Genomic DNA, 21,571 nt, shown 5'->3' on the forward strand with positions numbered 1-21,571 from the left:
GACCTCCGGGTCATCCTCACCGGACCCGCACAGAGCCCGCACAGCGGCGCCGAGGCACCGCACGGGGAAGTCCGGGAATCCATTCCCGCCCGCCGTCCCGCGTGAGAAGATCCCCCTGCGGCGCGGTGGGCGCCGCCCTGCGACCCCGGGCAACCGCCCGGCTGCCGAGAGGAAGGGCCTCCATGCGCTCCAACTTGTTCGACGCCTCCAACCAGGAACGACAGACCAACGACCGGTGGGCGCTGCAGTCCTCCAAGCTGCTGCGCTGCGCGCTGAACCCGCAGGCGCCCGAGATCATCTCGGCCGCCGGCGCGATGGTCGCCTACCAGGGCCAGATGGACTTCTCCTACCAGGGCTCCGGTGGCGGCATGAAGCTGCTGAAGAAGATGGCCACCGGCGAGGGCGCGAACATGATGCGCACCACCGGCCACGGCGAGATCTTCTACGCCCGCCAGGCCAACGAGATCTTCCTGATCCAGCTCGAGGGCGAGGCGCTGACGCTGAACACGAAGAACATGCTGGCCTTCGACGGCTCCATCCAGTGGGACATCAAGTCCCTCGGCGGTGCGGGCTTCATGGCCGGCGGCCTGTTCAACCTGTTCCTGCAGGGCCAGGGCATGGTCGCGGTCACCTCTGACGGCCCGCCCATGCTTCTGGACTGCTCCCAGCAGCCCACGTTCGTCGATCCGCAGGCGGCGGTGTGCTGGTCCGCGAACCTCCAGCCGCAGATCAAGAACGACTTCAAGATGGGATCGCTGATCGGCCGCGGCTCCGGCGAGTCCTTCCAGCTCGGCTTCCACGGCCCGGGCTTTGTGGTGGTCCAGCCCTCCGAGGGCATGCCGGTGGTCAGCTCCTCCTCGTCCTGATCATCTGCTCGTCCTGATCACCGCGGTCGAACCGTCCACCGCACAGCTCGCCGCGCCTACGATGGCCCGGTGAGCATCGCACCCCCGCAGGCGCTGGTCGACGAGCTGGCCGCCCTGGGCCCCGTCGGTCGTCGACGGGCCGCGACGTCGGCGGCGTCGATGATCGCCGCCGACGTCTCCGTCTCCGCGCCCGTCGTCGACCCCGTGCCGGTGGTCCTGGACGCCGAGGCGTGGGAGGAGATCTCGACCGGGCTGATCCAGCGGGCTCGTCTGCTGGACGCCCTCTACGCCGACCTGTACGGGCCGCGCACCGTGCTGGGCACGGACGTCGCCCCGGTCGGCGATCTGCTGCGCGACCCGGCCTATCTGCGGGCGGCCGTCGGCATTCCCTCCCGCGGCGCGCATCACCTGTTCGCCATGACCTCCACGCTGACCCGCGGCGCCGACGGGACCTGGGTGGTGCTGGAGGATTCGGTCGACGTGCCGGGCGGCGCCGGGACCGCGCTCGAGATGCGCCGGGTGCTCTCCCGCTGCGCGCCGACGCTGTACCGCACCACCCCGCTGCGCCGTCTGCACCCGTTCTTCGACGCCGTGCGCACCGGCCTGCACCACCGCACCCGCACCGACGGCAGAGCGGGGCGCACGGTGGTTCTGACCGATGACGCCGACGATCCCCTGCGCGCCTTCGACCACAGCTGGCTGGCCAACCTGCTGGGCGCCCCGGTGGTCTCGGCCGGGGACCTCCGCACGGGCTCCGGCACCCTCGCACTGCGACTGCCGGGGCTGGAATCCGATCCCGGTGACGCGGTCGACGCGATCATCCGTCTGCTGCCCTCCCCGCTGCTGGATCCCCTGGACCTGGGGCCGACGCCGCTGGGCGGCGTGACCGGTCTGGTCGAAGCGGCCCGCTGCGGTGACGTCGAGGTGTTCAACCCCTTCGGTGCGGGTCTGCTCGAGAACCCGGCGCTGCGCGCCGCACTGCCGGACCTGTGCCGTCAGATCCTCCACGAGGATCTCCAGCTGCGCCCGGCGGGCCCGACCGCGGGCGGGGATCCCGCGCCGGGATCGGCAGCGACGACGGATGCCGCGGCACCGCCGGCCTCCGCGGCGGCGGAGCGGGCCGGCTGGCTCTCCCTGGACCCCGACGGCGGTGACGAGCTCGTCGAGCGGCCGGTACGCATCCGTCTGCTGGTGATCGCCTCCGAGGACGGGTTCGACGTGCTGCCCGGCGGCGTGGCGCATACCGATGACGAAGGGCCCGAGGCCCTCAAGGATGTCTGGGTCGCGGTCCCGGAGACCTCGGCCCTGCCGGGAGGACCCGGTGAGGACCCGCCGGGGTCCGAGCTGCCGGAGGCCACCGCCGCGAGCGCTCCGCGCGGCGTGCTGAGCGCCTACCCGGCCATGACCCGTTCGATCGGCTCGGACCTGTTCTGGTTCGGCCGCTACCTGGAACGGGTCGACTCCACCGCCCGGCTGCTGCGCACCGTGCTGGACACCTCCAACGATCTCGGCTCGGAGCGGGGCCGTACCGCGCGCGTCGCGCAGTCCGTGCTGCTGAGAGCAGTCACCGACGTGACCACCACCTATCCCGGGTTCCTCGCCCTGGATCCGCACGATCCCGAGGCGGTGCGCACCGAGATCACCAGCCTGCTCACGGATCTCGGCCGCCCGGGCTCACTCGCCCAGTCCTACGCCGCGCTCGCTCACACCACCCGCACCCTGCGCGATCTCATCTCCGACGACGTCTGGCCCGTCATCGCCCGGATGCGGGAGCGGCTGCGCACCCTCGCCGGCCCCGAGACCCCGCCGCTCGAGGAGGGGCTGACGGACATCGTCGACGGCTGCCTGACCCTCTCCGGCGCGGTCGCGGACTCGATGCCCCGCAACTTCGGCTGGGACCTCACCGAGGCCGGCCGCAAGATCGAGCGGACCATGGGCCTGCTCGCGCTCCTGCGCGCCGCCCTCGGCCGACGCCGCACTCGCGCCGCCGAGGTCCGCATCGCCGGAGCCGTCGCCGCGATCACCGAGTCCGGGGCCTCCTACCGGCGCTCCTACCATGCGGCTGTCCAGTCCGAGCTGCTGGTCGAGCTGCTGCTCAGCGACGTCACCCTGCCGCGGTCGATCGCCTTCCAGCTCGACCGGCTCCACGCCACCCTCGACCGTCTGCCCGAGGTCACCCCCTCCCCCGAGCTCCGCGCGCCGCTGACCGCGCTGCGCTCCCGCATCGCCTCCTGGGCCCCGCGCGACCTGCTGCGACCGGCCGAGGACGCCGGCGGCGCCGACACCTCCGACGGGGCCCCGACAGCCCTGCTCGAGGAGACCGACGCCGCGATCGCCTCGCTGCGCGAGCTGGCCACCGCGATCGAGAACCGCTACTTCCGTCCCTCGGAGTCCACGTCCCTGTGGGGAGTCGATGATGTCTGAGCAGACCGACCGGCCCGAACCGTCCGAGGACGGGCGCGATCCTCTGCACCCGGGAGCCGCGCCGGCGTCCGCGTCACCAGCGGCGCCACCGGCGGCGTCATCGGCGGCGCCACCGCCTGCCCCGGAGATCCCGCTGCGCACCGAGACCGAGGAGCCGGCCGAGGCGGCTCACTACCGCGTCCACCACCTCACCTCCTACCGGTACGCCAAGCCCGTCTCGCGCAACTACGGCCGCGCTCACGTCGAACCCCGGGCCACGCCCCATCAGCGGGTGCTGTCCCACGAGGTCGTCGTGGACCCGGCGCCGGCCCGGCTGACCGCGCACACCGACTTCTACGGCAACTCCTCGACGTATCTCCTGGTCGATGAGCGGCACGAACGACTCGACGTGCATTCGCACGCCCGGGTCACCGTCGCCGAGCGCCGCTATCCCCTCGAGCCGATGTCCCGCCCCTGGGAGCTGTGCACACCGGAGAACTGGGGTCCCCTGCTGCCGGCCTCCAGCATCGACTTCGTCCACTCCTCCCCTCGCATCCCGGGCGGCACCGCGGCGCGCGAGATCTCCGAGCGGGTGTTCACCCCCGAGCGCCCCATCGGGGAATGCCTGGCCGAGCTCACCGCGCTGATCCACACCGAGTTCACCTACGACTCCCGTGCCACCACCGTCACCTCCACCCTCGAGGACGTCCTGGCCGCCCGGCACGGCGTCTGCCAGGACTTCTCCCACGTCGGGGTGGCCGCGGTGCGTGCCGCCGGACTCGCCGCCCGATACGTCTCGGGATACCTCCGCACCGCCCCGTCGGCCGAAGGTGCGCTGGTCACCCAGCCGGCCGGGGAGATGATCGGCTCGGCGGCCTCCCATGCCTGGCTCAGCGTGCTGGTCCCCGGCACCGGCTGGGTGGACATCGACCCCACCAACCGCACCTTCGTCGATCAGCGCTTCGTGACCACCGCCTGGGGCCGCGACTACGGCGACGTGCCGCCGCTGAAAGGCATCGTCGTCGGCCCGCCCGGAGCGACCAGCACGCTCGAGGTCGCCGTCGGCGTCGTGCCCGGGACCCCGGAGGCCTCGAGCGCCGAGTGAGGGCCACGAGCCCGCGGCCGGGGCTGCCGGGCACGCGATGAGGGAGAGGGCTACGAGCCCATAGCGGGGCTGCCAGATCGGGCTGAGAGACGCGAGGCCGACGACAGGCCTGCGAGCGCACGGCGAACTCTCCAGCCGACCGGGCGGTGGAAACGTAGCCCGCCGGGCCGGCGGCGACATAGCCTGACGCTGCGTCGGCGCCGTGGCCTGTCGGGCAGAGGCAGGCCATCGCACCGCGCCCCCACCGCCCGTGACCGAGCTCGTGCCGCGCCCGCGAAGGACTCCCGATGGCCTCCACCTCCTCCCCCGAGCCGGCGGACGCCGCCGCGAAACCGCCCTCGCCCGTCATCCCCAAGCCCGACGCACTGGCGGACGTGCTCGAGGACAGCCTCGTCGCCAAAGCCACCGCGCCGCTGGGCCGGATGTTCCTGCTGACCCTGAGCGGCGGCGCCTACATCGCCCTGGGCTTCGTGTTCATGGTGACCACCCAGCAGGGCATGGACGCCTGGCCCGTCGGGGCGGCGAAGCTCATCGGCGGCATCGCGTTCTCCGTCGGCCTGGGCCTCGTCGTCATCAGCGGATCGGACCTGTTCACCGGGACCACCATGACGTTCATGCCGTGGCTGTCCAAGCGGATCCCGACCGGCCGCATGCTGGGGCACTGGGGCATGTCGGCCGGAGGCAACTTCATCGGATCGCTCGCCGTGGCCCTGCTGCTGCTCTTCGCCGGCACCCACACCGGCAACGACTCCGCGTGGGGCCTGGTCGTCCTGGACACGGCGCAGGCCAAGGTCTCCTACGATTGGCATCAGGCGTTCTTCCTGGCGATCCTCGCCAACTTCGCCGTGTGCCTGGCGGTGTGGGTCGCCACCGCCGGCAAGACCGTCACGGACAAGATCCTCGCGGTCATCGGCCCCATCGCCCTGTTCGTCGCCACCGGCTTCGAGCACTCCGTGGCCAACATGTTCATCCTGCCCATGGGGCTGCTGATCAAGGCGGCCGCCGGGGACTCCTTCTGGGCCGGGCAGGCACTGCAGGACGCAGGCGTCGACGTCGGCACCTACGCATCCTTGACGGTCGGCTCCGCCCTGTGGAACAACCTCATCCCGGTGATCCTGGGCAACATCGTCGGCGGCGCGGTGCTCGTGGCGGCCTACTTCTGGGCCTCCTACCGACGCGGCGACGACGATCTGGTGGCCGAGGACCAGCGTCGCGCGCACGAGAGGCGCGAGGACGGGCGCGGCTGATCCCTGAGGGGCCGAGCCATGTAGCGCGGTGTCGCGCGAGGCCGAGCCCTGAGGGGCGGGAGCCCGTGGCGCGGCATCGGGCGAGGCGGATCGAGCCCGGCGATGCTGAGCGCGCCCGTCACGCGGCGTCATCCGCCGACTTCGGCCTTCACGGCGCCGAGAACCGCTGCGTCGGCCGGCGTCCTGGACGGCGCGGCGGCGAAGGTCCAGGTCACGCCCGCTGACCGCATCGGCTCGCATGGGCTCGGATCGCGTCCCTGCGACGCGGGCCGGGCCACGAGGCGTCTGCCAGCTCACACCGGCCGGGAACGCCACGATTTTCGCGTATACAGTGGTGCGGAAATCTTCGCGCGCTCGACGACGCACCCGACCCGGCGCTCCTGCGCCACGAGACCGAGGTGAGATGTCCTTCTCCCAGCAGCCCTTCCGTCTGGCAGTCATCGGCTCCGGCCCGGCCGGCGTCTACGCCGCCGAGACCCTGCTGCGCTCAGAGCCGGTCAAGAGCGGTGAGCTCGAGGTCAGCATCGACCTCTTCGACCGCCTCCCCGCGCCCTTCGGCCTGATCCGCTACGGAGTCGCCCCCGACCACCCGCGCATCAAGGGCATCATCACCGCCCTGCACCGCATCCTGGGACGCGGCGACATCCGCTTCCTCGGGGACGTCGAGTTCGGCACGGATCTCACGGCCGACGACCTGCGCACCCACTACGACGCGGTCATCTTCGCCACCGGCGCCCTCAAGGACGCCGACCTCGACATCCCCGGCATCGAGCTGGAGGGCTCCTACGGCGCCGCCGACTTCGTCGCCTGGTACGACGGAAACCCGGACTACCCGCGCACCTGGCCGCTCGAGGCGGAGCAGGTCGCGGTGATCGGCAACGGCAACGTCGCCCTCGACGTCTCCCGCGTGCTCTCCAAGAGCGCCGACGAGCTGCTGCGCACCGAGATCCCCGCCAACGTCTACGAGGGTCTGCGCGCCGCCCCGACCACCGACGTGCACATCTTCGGCCGTCGCGGCCCCGCGCAGACCAAGTTCTCGCCGCTGGAGGCCCGCGAGCTCGCCCACCCCAAGGGCCTGCAGGTTGTCATGGACCCCCGCGACCTCGAGCAGATCACCGAGGCCGAGTGGGAGGCGATCAAGGCGGACAAGCGCACCGACCAGGTCGTCTCGACCTTCGCCGGGTGGCTCGAGGAGCAGCAGCGCCGCGAGGCCGCCGGCGAGGAGCCCACCGACATGCACGGCGGCCCCGTCCAGCGCCGGCTGCACATGCACTTCTGGCACCGCCCCGTCGAGGTGCTCGGCGAGGACGGCAAGGTCACCGGCATGCGCTTCGAGCGCACCCGCCTGGACGCCGACGGTCGCGTCGGGGGCACCGGCGAGTACATCGACTACGAGCTGGGCGCCGTCTACCGCGCCGTGGGCTACTTCGGCTCCGAGCTGCCGGGCGTCCCCTACGACCCCCAGCGCGGCGTGATCCACAACGTCGCCGGTCGCGTCACAGAGGCCGACGGCACCGTGGTGCCCGGTGTCTACGCCAACGGCTGGATCAAGCGCGGCCCGGTGGGCCTGATCGGCGCCACGAAGTCCGACGCGATCGAGACCATCAACTCGCTGCACGAGGACATCGCCGCCGGCATTCTCTCCGCCGCGCCCGAGCGGGAGGAGGACGCGATCCTGCGCCTGCTCGAGGACCGGGGCGTGCAGTACACGACCTGGGAGGGCTGGACCAGCCTCGACGAGCACGAGAGAAGCCTCGGCGCCGCCGCGGTCGATGCCGACGGCGAGCCCCGTGCCCGCATCAAGGTCGTCGAGCGCGAGGAGATGGTCCGCGTCTCCCGCGAAGGCATGCAGGAGCCCTCCCGCGCCTGACGAAGTGCCGGATCCGGCGCACCGCGCCCGGGACGCTCGCGCCAGGCACCACGTGCCCGGGTTGCCCGCGGCAGGCCGCACCTTCCAGCCTGCCTGGGCTGGCCGCGGCCACCTACCAGCCCGTCCGAGCCCGCTCGCGCCGCCGACTGTCCACGCGCGGTACGCCTGGCGCATCTGCCGTGATATGTGCACGGCAGATGCGATGAGCGTCCCGTTGACGGACACGGTCCGGCCAGAAGCACGGTCCGCTGTGGACGCAGGCACGGTCCGCCGTACCGCTGGGCCAGCCGGCGCGGTCAGCGGCGGATCGAGGCGAGGTGGTCGGCGATGCGGTCGACGGCGTCGGCCAGCAGCTCCGCGTGGGGCAGCGTGACCAGCCGGAAGTGGTCCGAGGTGTCGAGATTGAAGCCGGTGCCGTGCGTGACCAGCAGCTTCTGTGAACGCAGCAGGTCGTAGGCGAACTGCTCGTCGTCCTCGATCGCGTACATCTCGCGGTCGATCTTGGGGAACATGTACAGCGCGCCCTGGGCCTTGACGACGCTGACCCCGTCGATCTGGCTCAGGCCCTCGTAGGCCACGTCCCGCTGCTCCCGCAGCCGGCCGCCGGGCAGCAGCAGGTCATTGATCGACTGGTAGCCGCCCAGCGCCGTGGCCACCACGTGCTGGGCGGGCACGTTGGGGCACAGCCTCATGTTGGCCAGCACGTCCAGGCCCTCGATGAAACTGGTGGCGTCGTCCTTGGGTCCGTACAGCGTCATCCAGCCGGCGCGGAATCCCGCCACCCGATAGGCCTTCGAGAGTCCGTTGAAGGTGATCGTGAACAGGTCGGGGGCGAGCGAGGCGACCGGGGTGTGGACCACGTCGTCGTAGAGGATCTTGTCGTAGATCTCGTCGGCCAGGATCATCAGGCCGTGCTTGCGCGCGACCTCGACGATGTCGCGCAGCACGTGCTCGGGGTAAACGGCCCCGGTGGGGTTGTTGGGGTTGATGACCACGATCGCCTTGGTGCGCGGGGTGACCTTGTCGGCGAGATCGGTGACATCGGGCCACCAGCTGGACTCCTCGTCGCAGCGGTAGTGCACGGGCCGGCCCCCGGCGAGGGAGACCGCGGCGGTCCACAGCGGATAGTCCGGCTGCGGGATGAGGATCTCGTCCCCGTCGTCCACCAGGGCCTGGCACACCATCTGGATCAGCTCGGAGACCCCGTTGCCGAGGTAGACGTCGTTCAATTCGATGCCCGGCATGCTGCGCGTCTGGTAGTACTGCGCGACCGCCCGGCGCGCCGCCGGGATGCCTCGGGAGTCCGAGTAGCCCTGTGCGGTGGGCAGGTTCCGGATCATGTCGACGAGGATCTCGTCGGGCGCCTCGAAACCGAACGGCGCCGGATTGCCGATGTTGAGCTTGAGGATCTTGTGACCCTCGGTCTCCATCCGGGCGGCCTCGGCGGGCACCGGTCCCCTGATCTCGTAGCACACGTCGCGCAGCTTCGAGGACTGGGTGAAGATCATCTGGGACTCCTGGGGCCGGATCGGGTGAGCGCCAGCGTAGCGCCGCACGCCCCCTCGGCGAGGACATGACCGCATCGCGTGCCGCCGGGCTCTTGACGTCCGTCGGCAGGTTTAGTTTCATAGTTTCAATTAACGGTCCGTCCCTGTCGCCGTCGACATCCACCCCGCCGGACCGTGCCGCCGCCCCACCTGGAGGCCGATGATGTCCCCACGCCGGACGCCCGTGGACACCGCCGTGACCGCTCCCCGAGCGGGCGCCACCCACCGAGTCCATCTCACCGCGGCCGGGGTCTCGCTGGTCCTCGATGTCACCGACGGCCGGATCCCGGCGATCGTCCACTGGGGCGCGGCTCTCGGCGTCAGTGGCGGCGACGGGCCGACGGGAACTGCGCGCGAACCGGGAACTGCGGGAGAGCCGGGCACCGCGGGCGGACCGGAACCTCCGAACCGGTCGGCAGCTCTGGGCGCGGCCGCACTCGACGCGCTGTGCGAGGCTGCCGTCGACGTCGTGCCCAACAACGCCGTGGACGTCCCGGTGCGCCTCGGGATCATCCCTCAGCAGTGCGACGGCTGGATCGGGCGCCCCGGCCTGACCGGCTCACGGGCCGACGGCTCCGGATGGGCGCCGCGCCTGGTCACGCGGTCGCTGCACCTCGAGGGCCGGCCGCTCACCGAGCCGCACGTGGCGACAGGTCCTGCCCGGCTCCGTGTCGATCTGGCCGACGAGAACCTCGGCCTGGCCGTCGCCCTGGACATCGAGCTGCTCGAGTCCGGATTGCTGCGATTGCGCGCCGCCCTGACCAACACCCTCGAGACGCCGTACGACCTCGACGAGCTCACCCTCGCCCTGCCGGTCCCGGGCGACGCCGACGAGCTGCTGGACTTCGCGGGCCGCTGGGGCAAGGAGCGCACCCCGCAGCGCAGTCGCTTCACCGTCGGCACCCACCTGCGTGAGAACCGGCGCGGCCGCACCGGCGCAGACGCCGCCCACGTCCTGCACGCCGCCCGGCCCGGCCTGGGGTTCCGCACCGGCGAAGCCTGGGCCGTCCACACCGCCCACTCCGGCAACCATCGCCACCTGGCCGAACAGATCAACACCGGCACCCGTCTCCTCGGCGGCGGCGAGCTGCTGCTGCCCGGCGAGGTACGACTGGGAGCCGGCGAACAGTACGTCGGCCCCTGGCTGTACGCCTCCTACGGCGCCGGGCTCGACGACGTGGCCCACCGCTTCCACCGCCATCTGCGCTCCCGCCCGCACCATGTCGATCCCCGCCGGCCGGTCACCCTGAACGTCTGGGAGGCCGTCTACTTCGACCACGACCTGGCCCGGCTCACGGATCTGGCCGACCGGGCCGCCGCGCTGGGCGTCGAGCGCTACGTCCTGGACGACGGCTGGTTCGGGTCCCGGCGCGACGACACCTCTGGGCTGGGCGACTGGATCGTCTCGGCCGACGTCTGGCCCGACGGGCTCGGCCCGCTGATCGACCACGTGCGCGGCCTGGGCATGGAATTCGGACTGTGGTTCGAACCCGAGATGGTCAACGAGGACTCCGACGTCGCCCGCGCCCACCCGGAGTGGATCATGGCCCCCGCTCCGGACCGGATCCCGCTGGAATCACGCCACCAGCAGGTGCTGAACCTGTCGATCCCCGCCGCCTACGCCCACGTGCGCGACCAGATGTCGGCGCTGCTGGAGACCTACGACATCGACTACCTCAAGTGGGACCACAACCGCGACCTGCTCGAGGCGGCCACCCGCGCCACCGGCCGCGCCGCCGTCCACGAGCAGACCCTCGCGACGTACCGGCTGATGGACGAGCTGAAGGCGGCTCATTCGGGCCTGGAGATCGAATCGTGCTCGTCCGGCGGCGCCCGCGTGGACCTCGAGATCCTCGAACGCACCGACCGGGTCTGGGTCTCGGACTGCATCGACCCGCTCGAGCGCCAGCAGATGAACCGCTGGACCTCCCAGCTGATCCCGCTGGAGCTGATGGGCAGCCACATCGCCTCCGGCCGGTCGCACAGCACCGGCCGTCTGCACACCCTCGGCTTCCGCGCCGCCACCGCCGTGTTCGGCCACCTCGGCATCGAATGGGACCTGGCGGCCGCCACCGAGGAGGAGCTGGAGGAGCTGCGTGAGTGGATCGCCTTCTACACCTCTCGCCGCGAGCTGCTGCTGACCGGTGACCTGGTGCGGGCCGATCGTGGCGAGAGCGCCCTGTGGGTCCACGGGGTCGTCGCGGCCGACCGCGGCAGCGCCGTGTTCTCACTCGCCGCCGTCGGCCGGTCGGCCGAGTCCCAGCACGAGAGGCTCCGGTTCCCCGGCCTGGATCCGGCGGCCACCTATCGTCTGCGCCCCGTCCGGATCGGCCCGCGGCCGTCGGGGCTGACCATGCCGCCGTGGATGACCCGAGCCGCCGACGAGGACGGCCTGCTCGTCCCCGGCGCCGCTCTGACCCACTCGGGTCTCGCCGCTCCCCTGCTCGATCCCGAGCAGTCCCTGCTGATCGACATCTCCCGCGCCCCGATGCACTGACCACCTGCCCGGGCCAGGTGGTCCGGGCGACCCGATCGAAAGAAGGTAGCCATGTCCACCGCGACGACGTCGACGCGGTCGGCCCCCACCCGCCGCCGGCATCCGGACGATACGAAGCTGGCGCTGCTGTTCATCGCGCCGGCCTCCGTCGGCCTGCTGGTGTTCCTGGTGTGGCCGCTGCTGACCGGGATCTACTACTCCTTCACGGAGTACACCACGCTGACCCCGCCCACGTGGGTGGGGCTGGAGAACTACCGGGCCATGCTCAGCGACCCGGTGTTCTGGAACTCGTTGAAGGTCACGGTGCTGTACGTGGTCATCAACATCGGCGTCCAGACCGTGGTGGCGCTGATGATCGCCGTGCTCATGCAGCGCCTGACCCAGTCCACGATCCTGCGCTCGCTGGTGCTGGCCCCGTACCTGGTCTCGAACGTCGTCGCGGCGATCGTCTTCCTGTGGATCCTCGACACCCAGCTGGGCATCTTCAACATCTTCCTGCAGTGGATCGGCTTCGATCCGGTCGCGTTCTGGTCCAGCGAGACCTGGGTGATCCCCACCGTGGCGCTGGTCAACGTGTGGCGCCACATGGGGTACACCGCGCTGCTGCTGTTCGCCGGACTGCAGTCGATCCCCGGACACCTCTACGAGTCCGCCCGCACCGAGGGGGCCGGTGAGATCAGCCTGTTCCGCCGGATCACGCTGCCCCTGCTGCGACCGATCCTCGCGCTCGTGCTGATCATGTCGATCATCGGGTCCTTCCAGGTCTTCGACACCGTCTCGGTGACCACCCAGGGCGGCCCCGCCAACGCCTCGAAGGTGCTGCAGATGTACATCTACGAGAACGCCTTCGGCCAGTACCAGTTCGGGTACGCCGCGGCGCTGTCCATGGCGCTGCTGGTGATCCTCATGGTGATCACCTTCGCCCAATACCGCATGACCCGTGCCGGCCAGTCGGACCTGGACTGAGGGAGGACATCATGACCACCGCACCGCATCCGGTCACCGACGACGTCCGCGAGGGCTCCCCCACCGGGCCGCGCGCCGCCGACTCCGCCATCACGAGGCCCCGCCGCGGCATCCCCTGGGGCAAGATCCTCGCCTGGGCCGTGATGGTGATCTTCCTGCTGATCACCCTGTTCCCCTTCTACTGGATGCTGCGCACAGCGCTCTCCAGCAACAATGCCCTGGGCACCGATCCGGCCAGCCTGCTTCCCGTGGGCCTGAACACCGGCGGCTTCGAACGAGTCTTCGGCATGCAGGACGTGGAGACCGCGATCTCCGAGGGAGGCTCGGGCGCCTCGATCAACTTCTGGCGCTACCTGCTGAACTCGGTGATCGTCGCGACCACCATCACCGTGGTCCAGACGTTCTCGTGCGCGATGGCCGCCTACGCCTTCTCGCGTCTGCACTGGCGCGGGCGGGACACTGTGTTCATGATCTTCCTGGGCTCGCTGATGATCCCGCAGATCTTCACGCTGCTGCCCAACTTCATCCTCATCAAGAACCTGGGCCTGGTGGACACGCTGCTGGGGATCATGCTGCCGACCCTGTTCATCTCCAGCTTCGCGATCTTCTTCCTGCGCCAGTTCTTCAACAACATCTCCCGCGAGGTCGAGGAAGCCGCTCTGATCGACGGCGCCAGCAAGGTCAGGGTGTTCTTCACGCTCATCCTGCCGATGTCCAGCGCCCCGCTGGCCACGCTGGCCCTGCTGACGTACATGACGGCGTGGAACGAGTACTTCTGGGCGCTGATGGTCTCCTACACCGACCAGTCCCGAGTGCTCACCGTCGCCCTCGGCGTCTTCCGGGCGCAGGCCCCCGGGACCGGCCCCGACTGGTCCGGACTGATGGCGGCGACCCTGGTGGCGGCCGCGCCCATGCTGATCCTGTTCGCGCTGTTCGCGAAGAAGATCGTCAATTCCATCGGCTTCAGCGGCATCAAGTGAGGTACCCCGGCATGAGTATCAGGAACCACCGCGACCCCGTCTCCCGCACCCCGTCCGCGGCCCGCGGCGGCGGTGCCGTCAGCCGCCGCCGTCTGCTGCAGGGATCAGCTGCCCTCGCCGCAGGCGCCGCCGGCACCGGCACGCTGACCGCGTGCGGAGGTGTCGCTGCCCCCGCCGGCGCCACCGAGATCGACTACTGGCTGTGGGATGCCAACCAACTGCCCGCCTACTCCGCGGCGATCGACGCCTTCATGGCGGAGAACCCCGACGTCTTCGTGCGGGTGACCCAGCTGGGCTGGGAGGACTACTGGACGAAGCTGACGGCCAGCTTCGTGGCCGAAGCGGGCCCCGACGCCTTCGCGGATCACCTGGCTCGGTATCCCGAGTTCCTCGAGCTCGGTGTGATCTCGCCGCTGGACGGGATCGGGCCCCTCGACGACCTGCCGGCCGACCGGTTCCAGGAGGGCCTGCAGGAGCTGTGGACCGGCCCGGACGGTGCGCGCTACGGGATCCCCAAGGATTACGACACGATCGCCGTGATGTACGACCGCGCCATGATCGAGGAGGAGGGGCTCAGCCCCGAGGACCTGGAGGACCTGGACTGGAACCCCGAGGACGGCGGCAGCTTCGAACAGATGCTGGCGCGGTTGAGCGTGGACGCCAACGGCGTGCGCGGGGACCAGGACGGCTTCGATCCGGCGAACGTGGCCCGGTACGGCCTGGCCGTGGCGCCGGGAACCGACTACGTCGGCCAGACCACGTGGGGGCATTTCGCGCTCATGACCGGATGGACGTTCACCGATGAGGAGACCTGGGGAACCCGATTCAACTACGACGACGAGCGCTTCGTGGCCGCGATCGACTGGTACTTCGGGCTGGTCGACAAGGGCTTCATGGCTCCGTTCGGGACGTTCGGGGATTCCAGCCCTCCCCAGACCCAGTTGCAGTCCGGCTCCTCCGCCCTGGCCACGGACGGCTCCTGGATGATCACCACCTACAACAACGTCGAGGGCATCGACCTCGGCATCGCCCCGCTGCCGGCCGGGCCGCTCGGGCACCCGGTCTCGATGTTCAACGGGCTCGGGGACTCGATCTCCGCGCAGTCGGAGAACAAGGAGGAGGCGGCGCGCCTGATCGCCTACCTCGCGTCCGATGAGGCCCAGCGGATCATCGGCGAGCGCGCCCCGTTCTTCCCCTCCACCGATGTGGGCACGCAGACCGCGATCGACAGCTACGCCGCCGACGGGCTGGACGTCACTCCGTTCACCGACCGCGTGAAGAACGGCGAGACGGGCCTGTACCCGCTGGTGGAGAATTCCGCCTCGATCATGTCGATCATGCAGCCGGCGTTCGACCAGTGCTGGATGCGGCGGATCGACGGGGCGGATTTCGCCGCGTACAACGAGAGGGTCAACGCTCTGTTCGAGTGACTCCCGGCCCCGGCCCCGGCCCCGGCCGCCGCCGCCCGCGGATCAGGCGTCGGGGCCGACGAACTCCTGGATGGCGATCACGGCTGCGCCCCGTGCCCACTCGTCGAAGTCGCCCGACAGGTCACGCACCACGATGTCGCGCTGGGCCGGGGCGAGGTCGGTGCGCAGCACGTCCTCGAAGAGCGGATCGGCGGCTCGGACCAGGTCGAGGGTCTCCCCGCCGAGGACGATGGCTTCGGGATCCACCAGGGCGGTGATGGTGGCCGCGGTGGAGGCGAGCGCGCGGGCCAGGCCCCGGACGAGATCGAGGGCGTCCCGGTCACCGTCGGCCACGCGCCGGCGCAGATCGTCCACGCCCTGCTCGGCGGTGAGGATCCCCGCCTCGCGAGCGCGCGCGAGCACCTGGTCGGTGCGGGCCGCCCGGCCGACCGTCAGCAGCGCGCCGTCCCGGTCGAGGCCGACGGGGAGCCGCTCGGTCAGTCCCGCCAGGCGGGTGTGCCCCTCGACCACCCGGCCGTCCAGGACGGTGCCGATCGCCACCCCGGCACCGATCGTGAGCACGGCGAAGGAACGATACGCGCGGCCGATGCCGAACCAGTGCAGCCCGTGGACCATCGCCAGCAGGTCGTTCTCGACGACCACCGGGAGGTCCAGGCGCGCTTCGAGCGCCGCGGCGAGTTCCACCGGTTCGCTCCAGTCCAGCAGGGTGGAGGAGAGGACGGTGCGGCGATCGGCGACGCGGCCGCCGAGACTGACCCCGACCACGGTCAGGCGGGGATGCGCTTCGGCGAGAGCGGCGACGGGCGTCGCGATCGAGGTCAGCACGGTCTCGGGCGAGGTATCGGCCAACGGCAGCACCAGGGTCTCGAGAGCGTTGCCGCGCACCGTGGTGACCATGGCGTGGATCTCGTCGGCGGTGACCTTGACCCCGATGAAGCGAGGGCCGAGGTTCTCCTCGATGTCGAGGGGCTGGTGCGGGCGCCCTTTGGGGCGCACGACGCTCTCCAGCGAACGCAGACGGTGGGCGTCCAGCAGTTCGCGTGTCGCCCGGGTGACCGTGGGGGCCGACAGCCCGAGCCGGGAGGTCAGCTCGCTGCGAGAGCGGGGCCCGAACCGCAGCAGATCGCGGTAGACCGCGCGGACGCTGTCACTGCCGAGATCATCGACCGCGAGCGATCCCGCCTCTCGGTCCGCGCCTCGCTCCGTCATTCTGCGACCTTATCGCCCGATCGGCACGCAGCGGCGAGAACGTCCTGATCGGGCGCGATCGGCCGGTCCACCAGGACATCGAGAGGCTTCGGTCCATGATCCGGGGCGAGGCATTGACCGACGCCGTGCAGAGCGCCGGCTGCGCCGTGCGCTCACTCTGACTCGACGTGCTCACGCTGAGGCGGCGCCCTTGGTTCCGTGCGCGCCGACGGGCAGAGACGTGCGTCCTGGGCCCGGTCTCTGACATGCTTCCGGTGTCAACGACCCCGGCGCGAGCCAGCGCCCCGGGACCGAGCATCGAGGGGATTCCATGAGCGAGACGACTGCCGGCACCGCGACGGACGAGCAGATCACCATCTACACGGCCTACGAGATCGAGTTCATGCTCGGTCTGCGCGCGACCGAGAACGGTGCGATGACGCGGGAGCAGATCGGGCTGCGCAGCGCTCCCGAGGAGGCCCGGGAGTTCGTGACCGCGGCAGTCACCTCGGGCCTGCGGGCGCGCGGCAAGGTGGAGCGCTCCGCCGATGGACAGTGGGTGCTGGGCGAGGAGGGGCAGGTCGTGGCGACGGCCCTGACCGCCGCGGATCGGTGGCTGGGCATCGCGCTGGCCGAGGGCGAGGCGATGCGGATGGCGTTCGTGATCAAGGCGAACGACGCGATCCTGATGCTGACCCAGGACGAGCTGGACTCCTTCGCGGTCTCCGCGCTGCCCGACCGCTCGCATGTACCGGCCTCTGTCGCCGACATCGTCATCGCCTTCCTCGACGAGGGCCACGAGCGCACCGTGTCGCTGCGCCGCACCGATATCTCCGCCCCTGACCAGGCGGTGCCGATGATGTTCCACACCGAGCAGGACCGCACATGGCGGATCGGCCATCTGCCGCTGGACGACGAGGGGATCCTGAACGTCTCCGACGTCGCCCGCGAGGACATCGGCGAGGCGGTCCGGCTGCTGTGGGAGGACGGCATCAGCCGTGCGCCCTCGGCTCCTGACGCCTGAGGCGATCCCGGCCGCCGGAGGCCCGGGCTCAGAGCGCCGGCCCGGACTCGCAGGCGCGGGCTCAGAGTGCCGACGGCTCCGTGCCGCAGCCGTTCACAGCGGGCCGGCGCTCGCCCGCTGCCGGCGGTGCAGCTCCCGGCGCAGGGAGCGGATGTCCTGCCCAGAGGGTTGACCATAGGTCCAGATGTGGCGATCGAACGCGGGCATCACCACGCGGGAGCCGTCACGCAGTCGGAGCGCTGCTGTCAGCCAGTGCACGGGGTGGACGACCCGCGATTCGACGGCGAGGATCTGCTCCCACGGCACCTCCCGGGCTCGCACGGCGCCGACCACCCGCAGCCCGGCCTCGGTGATCTCCACGCGGGAACGGGCCGTCCCCAGGGCCACGGCCCCGAAGCGCAGTCCCAGCAGGCCCAGGACCAGAGCCGCCACAGCGACGCAGAGCATGATCAGCAACCGGCCGATCCCCGGTGAGTGGCCCTCCTCGACCGTCAGCCAGAGCGCGACGCCGATCGCCGCCAGCACGAGCGCCGTCCCCAGGGCGGCGGCGGACACAACGGCGCGCACGGCCGTATCCCGGGTCGCGGCGGCCGGGAACAGCGCTCGGATCTCTCCGCCACCGTGACGAGCGGTCTGACGACCGCGCTTCGCGCCCGACAGGTCCGAGACCATCCGCTGGACCGTGGCACTGCTGCGGGAGTAGTCGGGCAACACGGTGCGCGGCCCCGTCTCGGGGCCGATCTGCCGAGGAATGGTCATGAAGCCAGGCTAATGCTCGCGGCGAACCAGGTCGATGGGCCCTTCTCCCCATGCCCGGGACCCACACCCGTCACTCACGCCCGGGACCCATGCGCCTCGATGCTCGAGCCCGCCCGCGCCATGCCCGTCGACCCCTGCGTCCCGCCCTGTCTGCCCGCCCCGTCTGCCTTTCCCATCGGCCCGTGCGTCCAGGCAGGACGGTGCGTACAGTTTCGTCTATGCCCTCCCACGGATCGAACTCTCCCCGCTTCCGTCGCCCGGCCCCCCTGTTCCCCGCCACCGCGGACGCCATCCCCGGAGAACCGGACCCGTCGGCCTCGACCGAGATGGCGCACGACTCCGCGCAGGCGCTGCTGGACGGCGTCTTCCACAGCTCGGACCCGGAGGTGGTCCAGCGCGTGATGCACCTCGCGGCCGACGGCGGACTCGCGGACCTGGCCGCGCTGTGGTCGAGCTCGCCCGCCACCACCCTCCCGGGAGCACTGTGGCGCCTGTACGTGCTGCATACCTGGGTCCAGCACCACAGCGAGGACGTCGTCCACCGCTACCGCGCCGGTTCCCGCACCATTCCCGGTCTGCGCTACCTCTCCGGGTTCGCAGAGCCGCCGGACGTCGACCAGGTGCGTCGCACGATGGACGAGATCCTGCGCGGTGCCTTCACCGGCGACCTCGCCCTGGCCCTGACCCGGGCCGGAGCGGTGGCCACGCTCGTCGCCCACGGCACCGCCCATCTGGCCGACGACGACCGCGACGAAGAGCGCACCCGGCAGGCCGAACGGCTGCTGCGGACAGGTGAGGAGCTGGCCGCCGCGGGACGGCACGCCGAGGCCGGTCAGCTGGATTGAGGTCCGTGGCCGGCAGGATCCGGCCGGACGTGGCACGCGCCATGTCCGCCGCGGCCCTGCTTGCGTCCACCCGACCGCCGTGTCCTACGATGGTCAGGCGCCGGGCCGCGGTTGCCCCGGGCTCCAACATTTGCCGCTTCGAGCGGCCTTCGCGCCGACAGGCGCATCCCGGTCCGGCGCCCCAGCTTCACACGGACAGCAAGCGCCCCGCTCTCGGGCACGGCGGATGCAGGTACTGCGCCGACGGGCGCGGGGAGGCGGCCTGAGTTGGTGCAGTTCTTCCCACGGCGGACCGAACGCCCGATGTACGACCTGTTCGGCGATCTCGCCGAACTCCTGGTCCAGGCCGCCGACACCCATTCCAAGCTGGTCGGCCACGGCTACCGCGAGCGCACCCGCATCGCCCCGAAGCTGCACGACCAGTCCACCCGCGCCGAGGAGCTCGGCCGGCGCATCGCCCAGCGTCTGGCGCGCTCGCTGATCACGCCCTATGAGGCGGAGCTGCTCTACGACATCTCCCTGACCATCGCGGACACCGTCGATGCGATGAACCACACCGCTGAGCTGCTGGTCCTCTCGCGCGTCGGCGCCCTGCCCGCTCCGCTGCTCGAGGCGGCCACGGGCATCGAGCGCGCCTCGGAGCTGACCGTCACGGCGACCTGGTCGCTGAGCCGGGTGCAGGAGCTGGCTGATTACTACACCCAGATCCGCAAGCTCAAGCGCCAGGGCGACCGGCTGGTGCGACAGTCCCTGGCCGAGGTCTACAAGCGCGGCGGCGCGATGACCGAGGTGCTGCCCCTGCACGACGTGATCGAATCCGTCGGCCGCACCATCGCCCTGCAGGAGCACACCGCCCGGCTCGCGGATCTGCTGCGCGTCAAGGACGCCTGAGTGTCGCCGGCCCTGCTTGCGATCGTCCTCGTCCTGGCACTGGTCATGGCGTACGTCAACGGCTTCCACGACGCCTCGAACGCGGTCTCCACGGCCATCACGACCCGCTCGCTGAAGGAGTCGACCGCGCTGGCCATGGCCGCGGTCCTCAACCTCCTCGGAGCCCTGCTGGGCATGCTGCTGCTCGCCGTGACCGCACACTGGGCCGTCAGCCTGCTGGGGCTCGGCGAACTGGCGGAGCAGGCCGGCGGGGCACCCGATGTGCTCGGGATGGCCCTGGTCTCCATCCTCGTCGCCACGCTCAGCTGGGAGATCATCACGTGGTGGTACGGGATGCCGTCCTCGACCTGGCACTCGTTCTACGGCGGCACCATCGGGGCCTCGCTCGCGATCGGCGCGGCCGCCGCCTGGGACCGGCTGGCGGCGATCCTCGTCGTCTCCGTGGTGGGCCCCGTGGTCGCCGCTCTCGCCGCCTATCTGCTGATGCACGGGATCCTCGCCCTGGGCAGGGGCGAGCGGCTGCGGATCGAGCACCTCCGCTTCGCCCAGACCGTCTCCGCCGGTGCGGTGGCCACCGGCCACGGGCTCAGCGACGCGCGCCTCCCCCTGGCCGTGGTCGTCGTCGCGACCTCCAGCGCCGGCCTGCACATCGGAGACTCCCTGGCCCTCATGCTGCCCGTGGCCGTCGCCGTGGCGGCCGGCACGCTCATGGGCGGCCATCGAATCATCCGCACCATCGGCCGGCGCCTGACCGATCTCTCCACCGCCCAGGGCCTGGCCGCGGAATCCTCGGCCGTGGCCTTCATGACGCTGGGCGTCTTCGGCCTGGAGTCCCCGATCTCCAGCTCCCAGAGCCTCGCCTCCAGCGTGGTCGGGGCGGGCGTGGCCATGGGCCCGCGCCACGTCCGGTGGGCGGTCGCCCGCTCCATCGTCGTGACCTGGTTGACCACGCCGGTGGTGACGGGCGTGTTCGCGGCCGCCCTGTCCGGGGTGATGCTCGAGCTGCAGATCGGCTGAGCCCGCCGGCGGCCGCGGCTGCCGGCGCCGGGGCTCCTCGGAGAAACGGCGGCTATCCTGGGCGGCGTCCGAATCGCGAAGGAGTCCAGATGTCCGACGGCGAGTCCTCGACGCCCAGCCCGCGGAAGCGTCCGACCTATGGGCTTCCGGGCCCGGCCCCGTCCGGTCCGGCTCCCGGCCAGGGACCGCGCAGCGGGTCGGATGCTCCCGGCTCCGGCAACAGCTGGGGCACATCGAGCCCGTCGGCCGGACCCTTCGACCGTGACGGCGGCGATCCGGGGGCTCCCGACGGATCGGCGCCGAGGACGGGGCCGCTGCCCCCGCAGCCGCCGCAGCCGGAACGGCCCACGAAGCGCCGCGGGCTGTGGCCGCTGATCATCGGGCTGGTCCTGCTGGTGATCGTCGGCCCCGTGGCCACCGTCGGCGGCATCGTGTGGTCCGTCGGATCCATCGTCGCCGATACCGACGAGGGGCCGGCTGTGATCGAGGGCGGCACCGGAGAGATCGACGTCGCCGCCAACGAGATGGTCATCGTCTATGTCCCCGCGGAGGATGCGGCGAACGCGCAGTGCACCGCCGAGGGCTCGGACGCCGTCACGTCGGTGCCCACCTCCGGCCGCACCAGGTTCGGCGATGGAAGGGAGTACGAGCAGGTGCTGGGCGTCGTCGCGACCGAGGACACTGCGGTGACGATCTCCTGCACCGGCACCGACGCCCCGGCGTATCTCGGCCCGTACAGCCTGCTCGGCATGGCCGGACCGCTGCTGATCGGACCGATCATCGGCGTGCTCGCCGGGCTGGCCGGCCTCGTGCTGGTCATCGTGGGCATCGTGCTGCTGGTGCGCACCCGGCGCGGCTGAACCTGCCGCGCCACGACCCCGGTGCTCCCTGTCCCGGCGCCACCTGTCCCGGTGCCGCTTGTCCCGGCGCCCCTCG

The 21,571-nt window shown here is 71.2% G+C and carries 17 protein-coding genes; 14 read left to right on the plus strand and 3 right to left on the minus strand.

From position 1 onward, the window contains the following. The first annotated feature begins 182 nt into the window (after positions 1–182). From ACFQRD_RS02710 to ACFQRD_RS02730, 5 genes are all read left to right on the plus strand, one after another. Positions 183–866, plus strand: coding sequence for an AIM24 family protein (locus ACFQRD_RS02710; protein ID WP_377016111.1), 684 nt, complete (start codon positions 183–185; stop codon positions 864–866). Positions 867–935: 69 nt separating this feature from the next. Beyond that, positions 936–3,290 (plus strand): circularly permuted type 2 ATP-grasp protein, encoded by a 2,355-nt coding sequence (locus ACFQRD_RS02715; RefSeq protein WP_377803465.1) that lies wholly within the window; start codon positions 936–938, stop codon positions 3,288–3,290. Beyond that, entirely contained in the window at positions 3,283–4,374 is a 1,092-nt protein-coding gene (locus tag ACFQRD_RS02720; RefSeq protein WP_377803466.1) for a transglutaminase N-terminal domain-containing protein, read from the plus strand. The genes ACFQRD_RS02715 and ACFQRD_RS02720 overlap by 8 nt, the downstream gene beginning before the upstream one ends. A gap of 287 nt (positions 4,375–4,661) precedes the next feature. After that, a complete protein-coding gene (locus ACFQRD_RS02725; protein WP_377793428.1) occupies positions 4,662–5,621 on the plus strand; it encodes a formate transporter FocA in 960 nt (319 codons plus the stop codon). A gap of 403 nt (positions 5,622–6,024) precedes the next feature. Beyond that, the gene (locus tag ACFQRD_RS02730; RefSeq protein WP_377803467.1) at positions 6,025–7,491 is read left to right on the plus strand and encodes an FAD-dependent oxidoreductase; all 1,467 of its coding nucleotides are present in this window, start codon (positions 6,025–6,027) and stop codon (positions 7,489–7,491) included. Positions 7,492–7,787: 296 nt separating this feature from the next. On the opposite strand, the gene ACFQRD_RS02735 is transcribed toward ACFQRD_RS02730, so the two are convergent. Further along, the gene (locus ACFQRD_RS02735; protein WP_377016101.1) at positions 7,788–8,999 is read right to left on the minus strand and encodes a pyridoxal phosphate-dependent aminotransferase; all 1,212 of its coding nucleotides are present in this window, start codon (positions 8,997–8,999) and stop codon (positions 7,788–7,790) included. Positions 9,000–9,201: 202 nt separating this feature from the next. Between ACFQRD_RS02735 and ACFQRD_RS02740 the strand changes: the two genes are divergently transcribed. Genes ACFQRD_RS02740 through ACFQRD_RS02755 form a run of 4 tightly spaced genes read left to right on the plus strand, consistent with a single transcriptional unit; the run spans position 9,202 to position 14,911 of the window. Then, positions 9,202–11,535: an alpha-galactosidase gene (locus tag ACFQRD_RS02740; RefSeq protein ID WP_377803468.1), complete on the plus strand. Its 2,334-nt coding sequence runs from the start codon at positions 9,202–9,204 to the stop codon at positions 11,533–11,535. A gap of 51 nt (positions 11,536–11,586) precedes the next feature. After that, positions 11,587–12,501, plus strand: a complete 915-nt coding sequence (locus ACFQRD_RS02745; protein ID WP_377803469.1) for a carbohydrate ABC transporter permease — start codon at positions 11,587–11,589, stop codon at positions 12,499–12,501. Between the two features lie 11 nt (positions 12,502–12,512). Continuing rightward, entirely contained in the window at positions 12,513–13,481 is a 969-nt protein-coding gene (locus ACFQRD_RS02750; RefSeq protein WP_377016095.1) for a carbohydrate ABC transporter permease, read from the plus strand. An 11-nt stretch (positions 13,482–13,492) separates the two neighbouring features. Further along, the gene (locus ACFQRD_RS02755) at positions 13,493–14,911 is read left to right on the plus strand and encodes an ABC transporter substrate-binding protein (protein ID WP_377016093.1); all 1,419 of its coding nucleotides are present in this window, start codon (positions 13,493–13,495) and stop codon (positions 14,909–14,911) included. A gap of 42 nt (positions 14,912–14,953) precedes the next feature. Here the strand turns inward: ACFQRD_RS02755 and ACFQRD_RS02760 are convergent, their stop codons facing one another. Continuing rightward, positions 14,954–16,120 carry an ROK family protein gene (locus tag ACFQRD_RS02760; protein ID WP_377803470.1) on the minus strand — a complete coding sequence of 389 codons (1,167 nt, stop codon included), beginning with the start codon at positions 16,118–16,120 and terminating at the stop codon, positions 14,954–14,956. Between the two features lie 310 nt (positions 16,121–16,430). Between ACFQRD_RS02760 and ACFQRD_RS02765 the strand changes: the two genes are divergently transcribed. After that, positions 16,431–17,123 carry a hypothetical protein gene (locus ACFQRD_RS02765; RefSeq protein WP_377803471.1) on the plus strand — a complete coding sequence of 231 codons (693 nt, stop codon included), beginning with the start codon at positions 16,431–16,433 and terminating at the stop codon, positions 17,121–17,123. A gap of 93 nt (positions 17,124–17,216) precedes the next feature. On the opposite strand, the gene ACFQRD_RS02770 is transcribed toward ACFQRD_RS02765, so the two are convergent. Continuing rightward, positions 17,217–17,882: a PH domain-containing protein gene (locus ACFQRD_RS02770; RefSeq protein ID WP_377803472.1), complete on the minus strand. Its 666-nt coding sequence runs from the start codon at positions 17,880–17,882 to the stop codon at positions 17,217–17,219. Positions 17,883–18,100: 218 nt separating this feature from the next. On the opposite strand from ACFQRD_RS02770, the gene ACFQRD_RS02775 reads away from it, so the two are divergent. From ACFQRD_RS02775 to ACFQRD_RS02790, 4 genes are all read left to right on the plus strand, one after another. Then, on the plus strand, positions 18,101–18,727 hold the full coding sequence (locus tag ACFQRD_RS02775) for a hypothetical protein (protein ID WP_377803473.1): 627 nt from the start codon (positions 18,101–18,103) through the stop codon (positions 18,725–18,727). Positions 18,728–19,030: 303 nt separating this feature from the next. Then, positions 19,031–19,618 carry a hypothetical protein gene (locus tag ACFQRD_RS02780; RefSeq protein ID WP_377016083.1) on the plus strand — a complete coding sequence of 196 codons (588 nt, stop codon included), beginning with the start codon at positions 19,031–19,033 and terminating at the stop codon, positions 19,616–19,618. Continuing rightward, on the plus strand, positions 19,619–20,635 hold the full coding sequence (locus ACFQRD_RS02785; RefSeq protein ID WP_377016081.1) for an anion permease: 1,017 nt from the start codon (positions 19,619–19,621) through the stop codon (positions 20,633–20,635). An 89-nt stretch (positions 20,636–20,724) separates the two neighbouring features. After that, a complete protein-coding gene (locus ACFQRD_RS02790; RefSeq protein ID WP_377803474.1) occupies positions 20,725–21,495 on the plus strand; it encodes a hypothetical protein in 771 nt (256 codons plus the stop codon). Positions 21,496–21,571 lie beyond the last annotated feature (76 nt).

Origin of the sequence: Brachybacterium sp. GCM10030268, assembly GCF_042666305.1 — a bacterium.
Classification (GTDB): domain Bacteria; phylum Actinomycetota; class Actinomycetes; order Actinomycetales; family Dermabacteraceae; genus Brachybacterium.

What these genes read in the sequence shown, in the direction of transcription:
- ACFQRD_RS02745 (WP_377803469.1), top strand. Translation starts at nt 11,587, where the DNA reads ATGTCCACCGCGACGACGTCGACGCGGTCGGCCCCCACCCGCCGCCGG.
- ACFQRD_RS02775 (WP_377803473.1), top strand. Translation starts at nt 18,101, where the DNA reads ATGCCCTCCCACGGATCGAACTCTCCCCGCTTCCGTCGCCCGGCCCCC.
- ACFQRD_RS02750 (WP_377016095.1), top strand. Translation starts at nt 12,513, where the DNA reads ATGACCACCGCACCGCATCCGGTCACCGACGACGTCCGCGAGGGCTCC.
- ACFQRD_RS02760 (WP_377803470.1), bottom strand. Translation starts at nt 16,120, where the DNA reads ATGACGGAGCGAGGCGCGGACCGAGAGGCGGGATCGCTCGCGGTCGAT.
- ACFQRD_RS02770 (WP_377803472.1), bottom strand. Translation starts at nt 17,882, where the DNA reads ATGACCATTCCTCGGCAGATCGGCCCCGAGACGGGGCCGCGCACCGTG.
- ACFQRD_RS02790 (WP_377803474.1), top strand. Translation starts at nt 20,725, where the DNA reads ATGTCCGACGGCGAGTCCTCGACGCCCAGCCCGCGGAAGCGTCCGACC.
- ACFQRD_RS02710 (WP_377016111.1), top strand. Translation starts at nt 183, where the DNA reads ATGCGCTCCAACTTGTTCGACGCCTCCAACCAGGAACGACAGACCAAC.
- ACFQRD_RS02780 (WP_377016083.1), top strand. Translation starts at nt 19,031, where the DNA reads ATGTACGACCTGTTCGGCGATCTCGCCGAACTCCTGGTCCAGGCCGCC.
- ACFQRD_RS02735 (WP_377016101.1), bottom strand. Translation starts at nt 8,999, where the DNA reads ATGATCTTCACCCAGTCCTCGAAGCTGCGCGACGTGTGCTACGAGATC.
- ACFQRD_RS02725 (WP_377793428.1), top strand. Translation starts at nt 4,662, where the DNA reads ATGGCCTCCACCTCCTCCCCCGAGCCGGCGGACGCCGCCGCGAAACCG.
- ACFQRD_RS02720 (WP_377803466.1), top strand. Translation starts at nt 3,283, where the DNA reads ATGTCTGAGCAGACCGACCGGCCCGAACCGTCCGAGGACGGGCGCGAT.
- ACFQRD_RS02730 (WP_377803467.1), top strand. Translation starts at nt 6,025, where the DNA reads ATGTCCTTCTCCCAGCAGCCCTTCCGTCTGGCAGTCATCGGCTCCGGC.
- ACFQRD_RS02765 (WP_377803471.1), top strand. Translation starts at nt 16,431, where the DNA reads ATGAGCGAGACGACTGCCGGCACCGCGACGGACGAGCAGATCACCATC.
- ACFQRD_RS02755 (WP_377016093.1), top strand. Translation starts at nt 13,493, where the DNA reads ATGAGTATCAGGAACCACCGCGACCCCGTCTCCCGCACCCCGTCCGCG.
- ACFQRD_RS02740 (WP_377803468.1), top strand. Translation starts at nt 9,202, where the DNA reads ATGTCCCCACGCCGGACGCCCGTGGACACCGCCGTGACCGCTCCCCGA.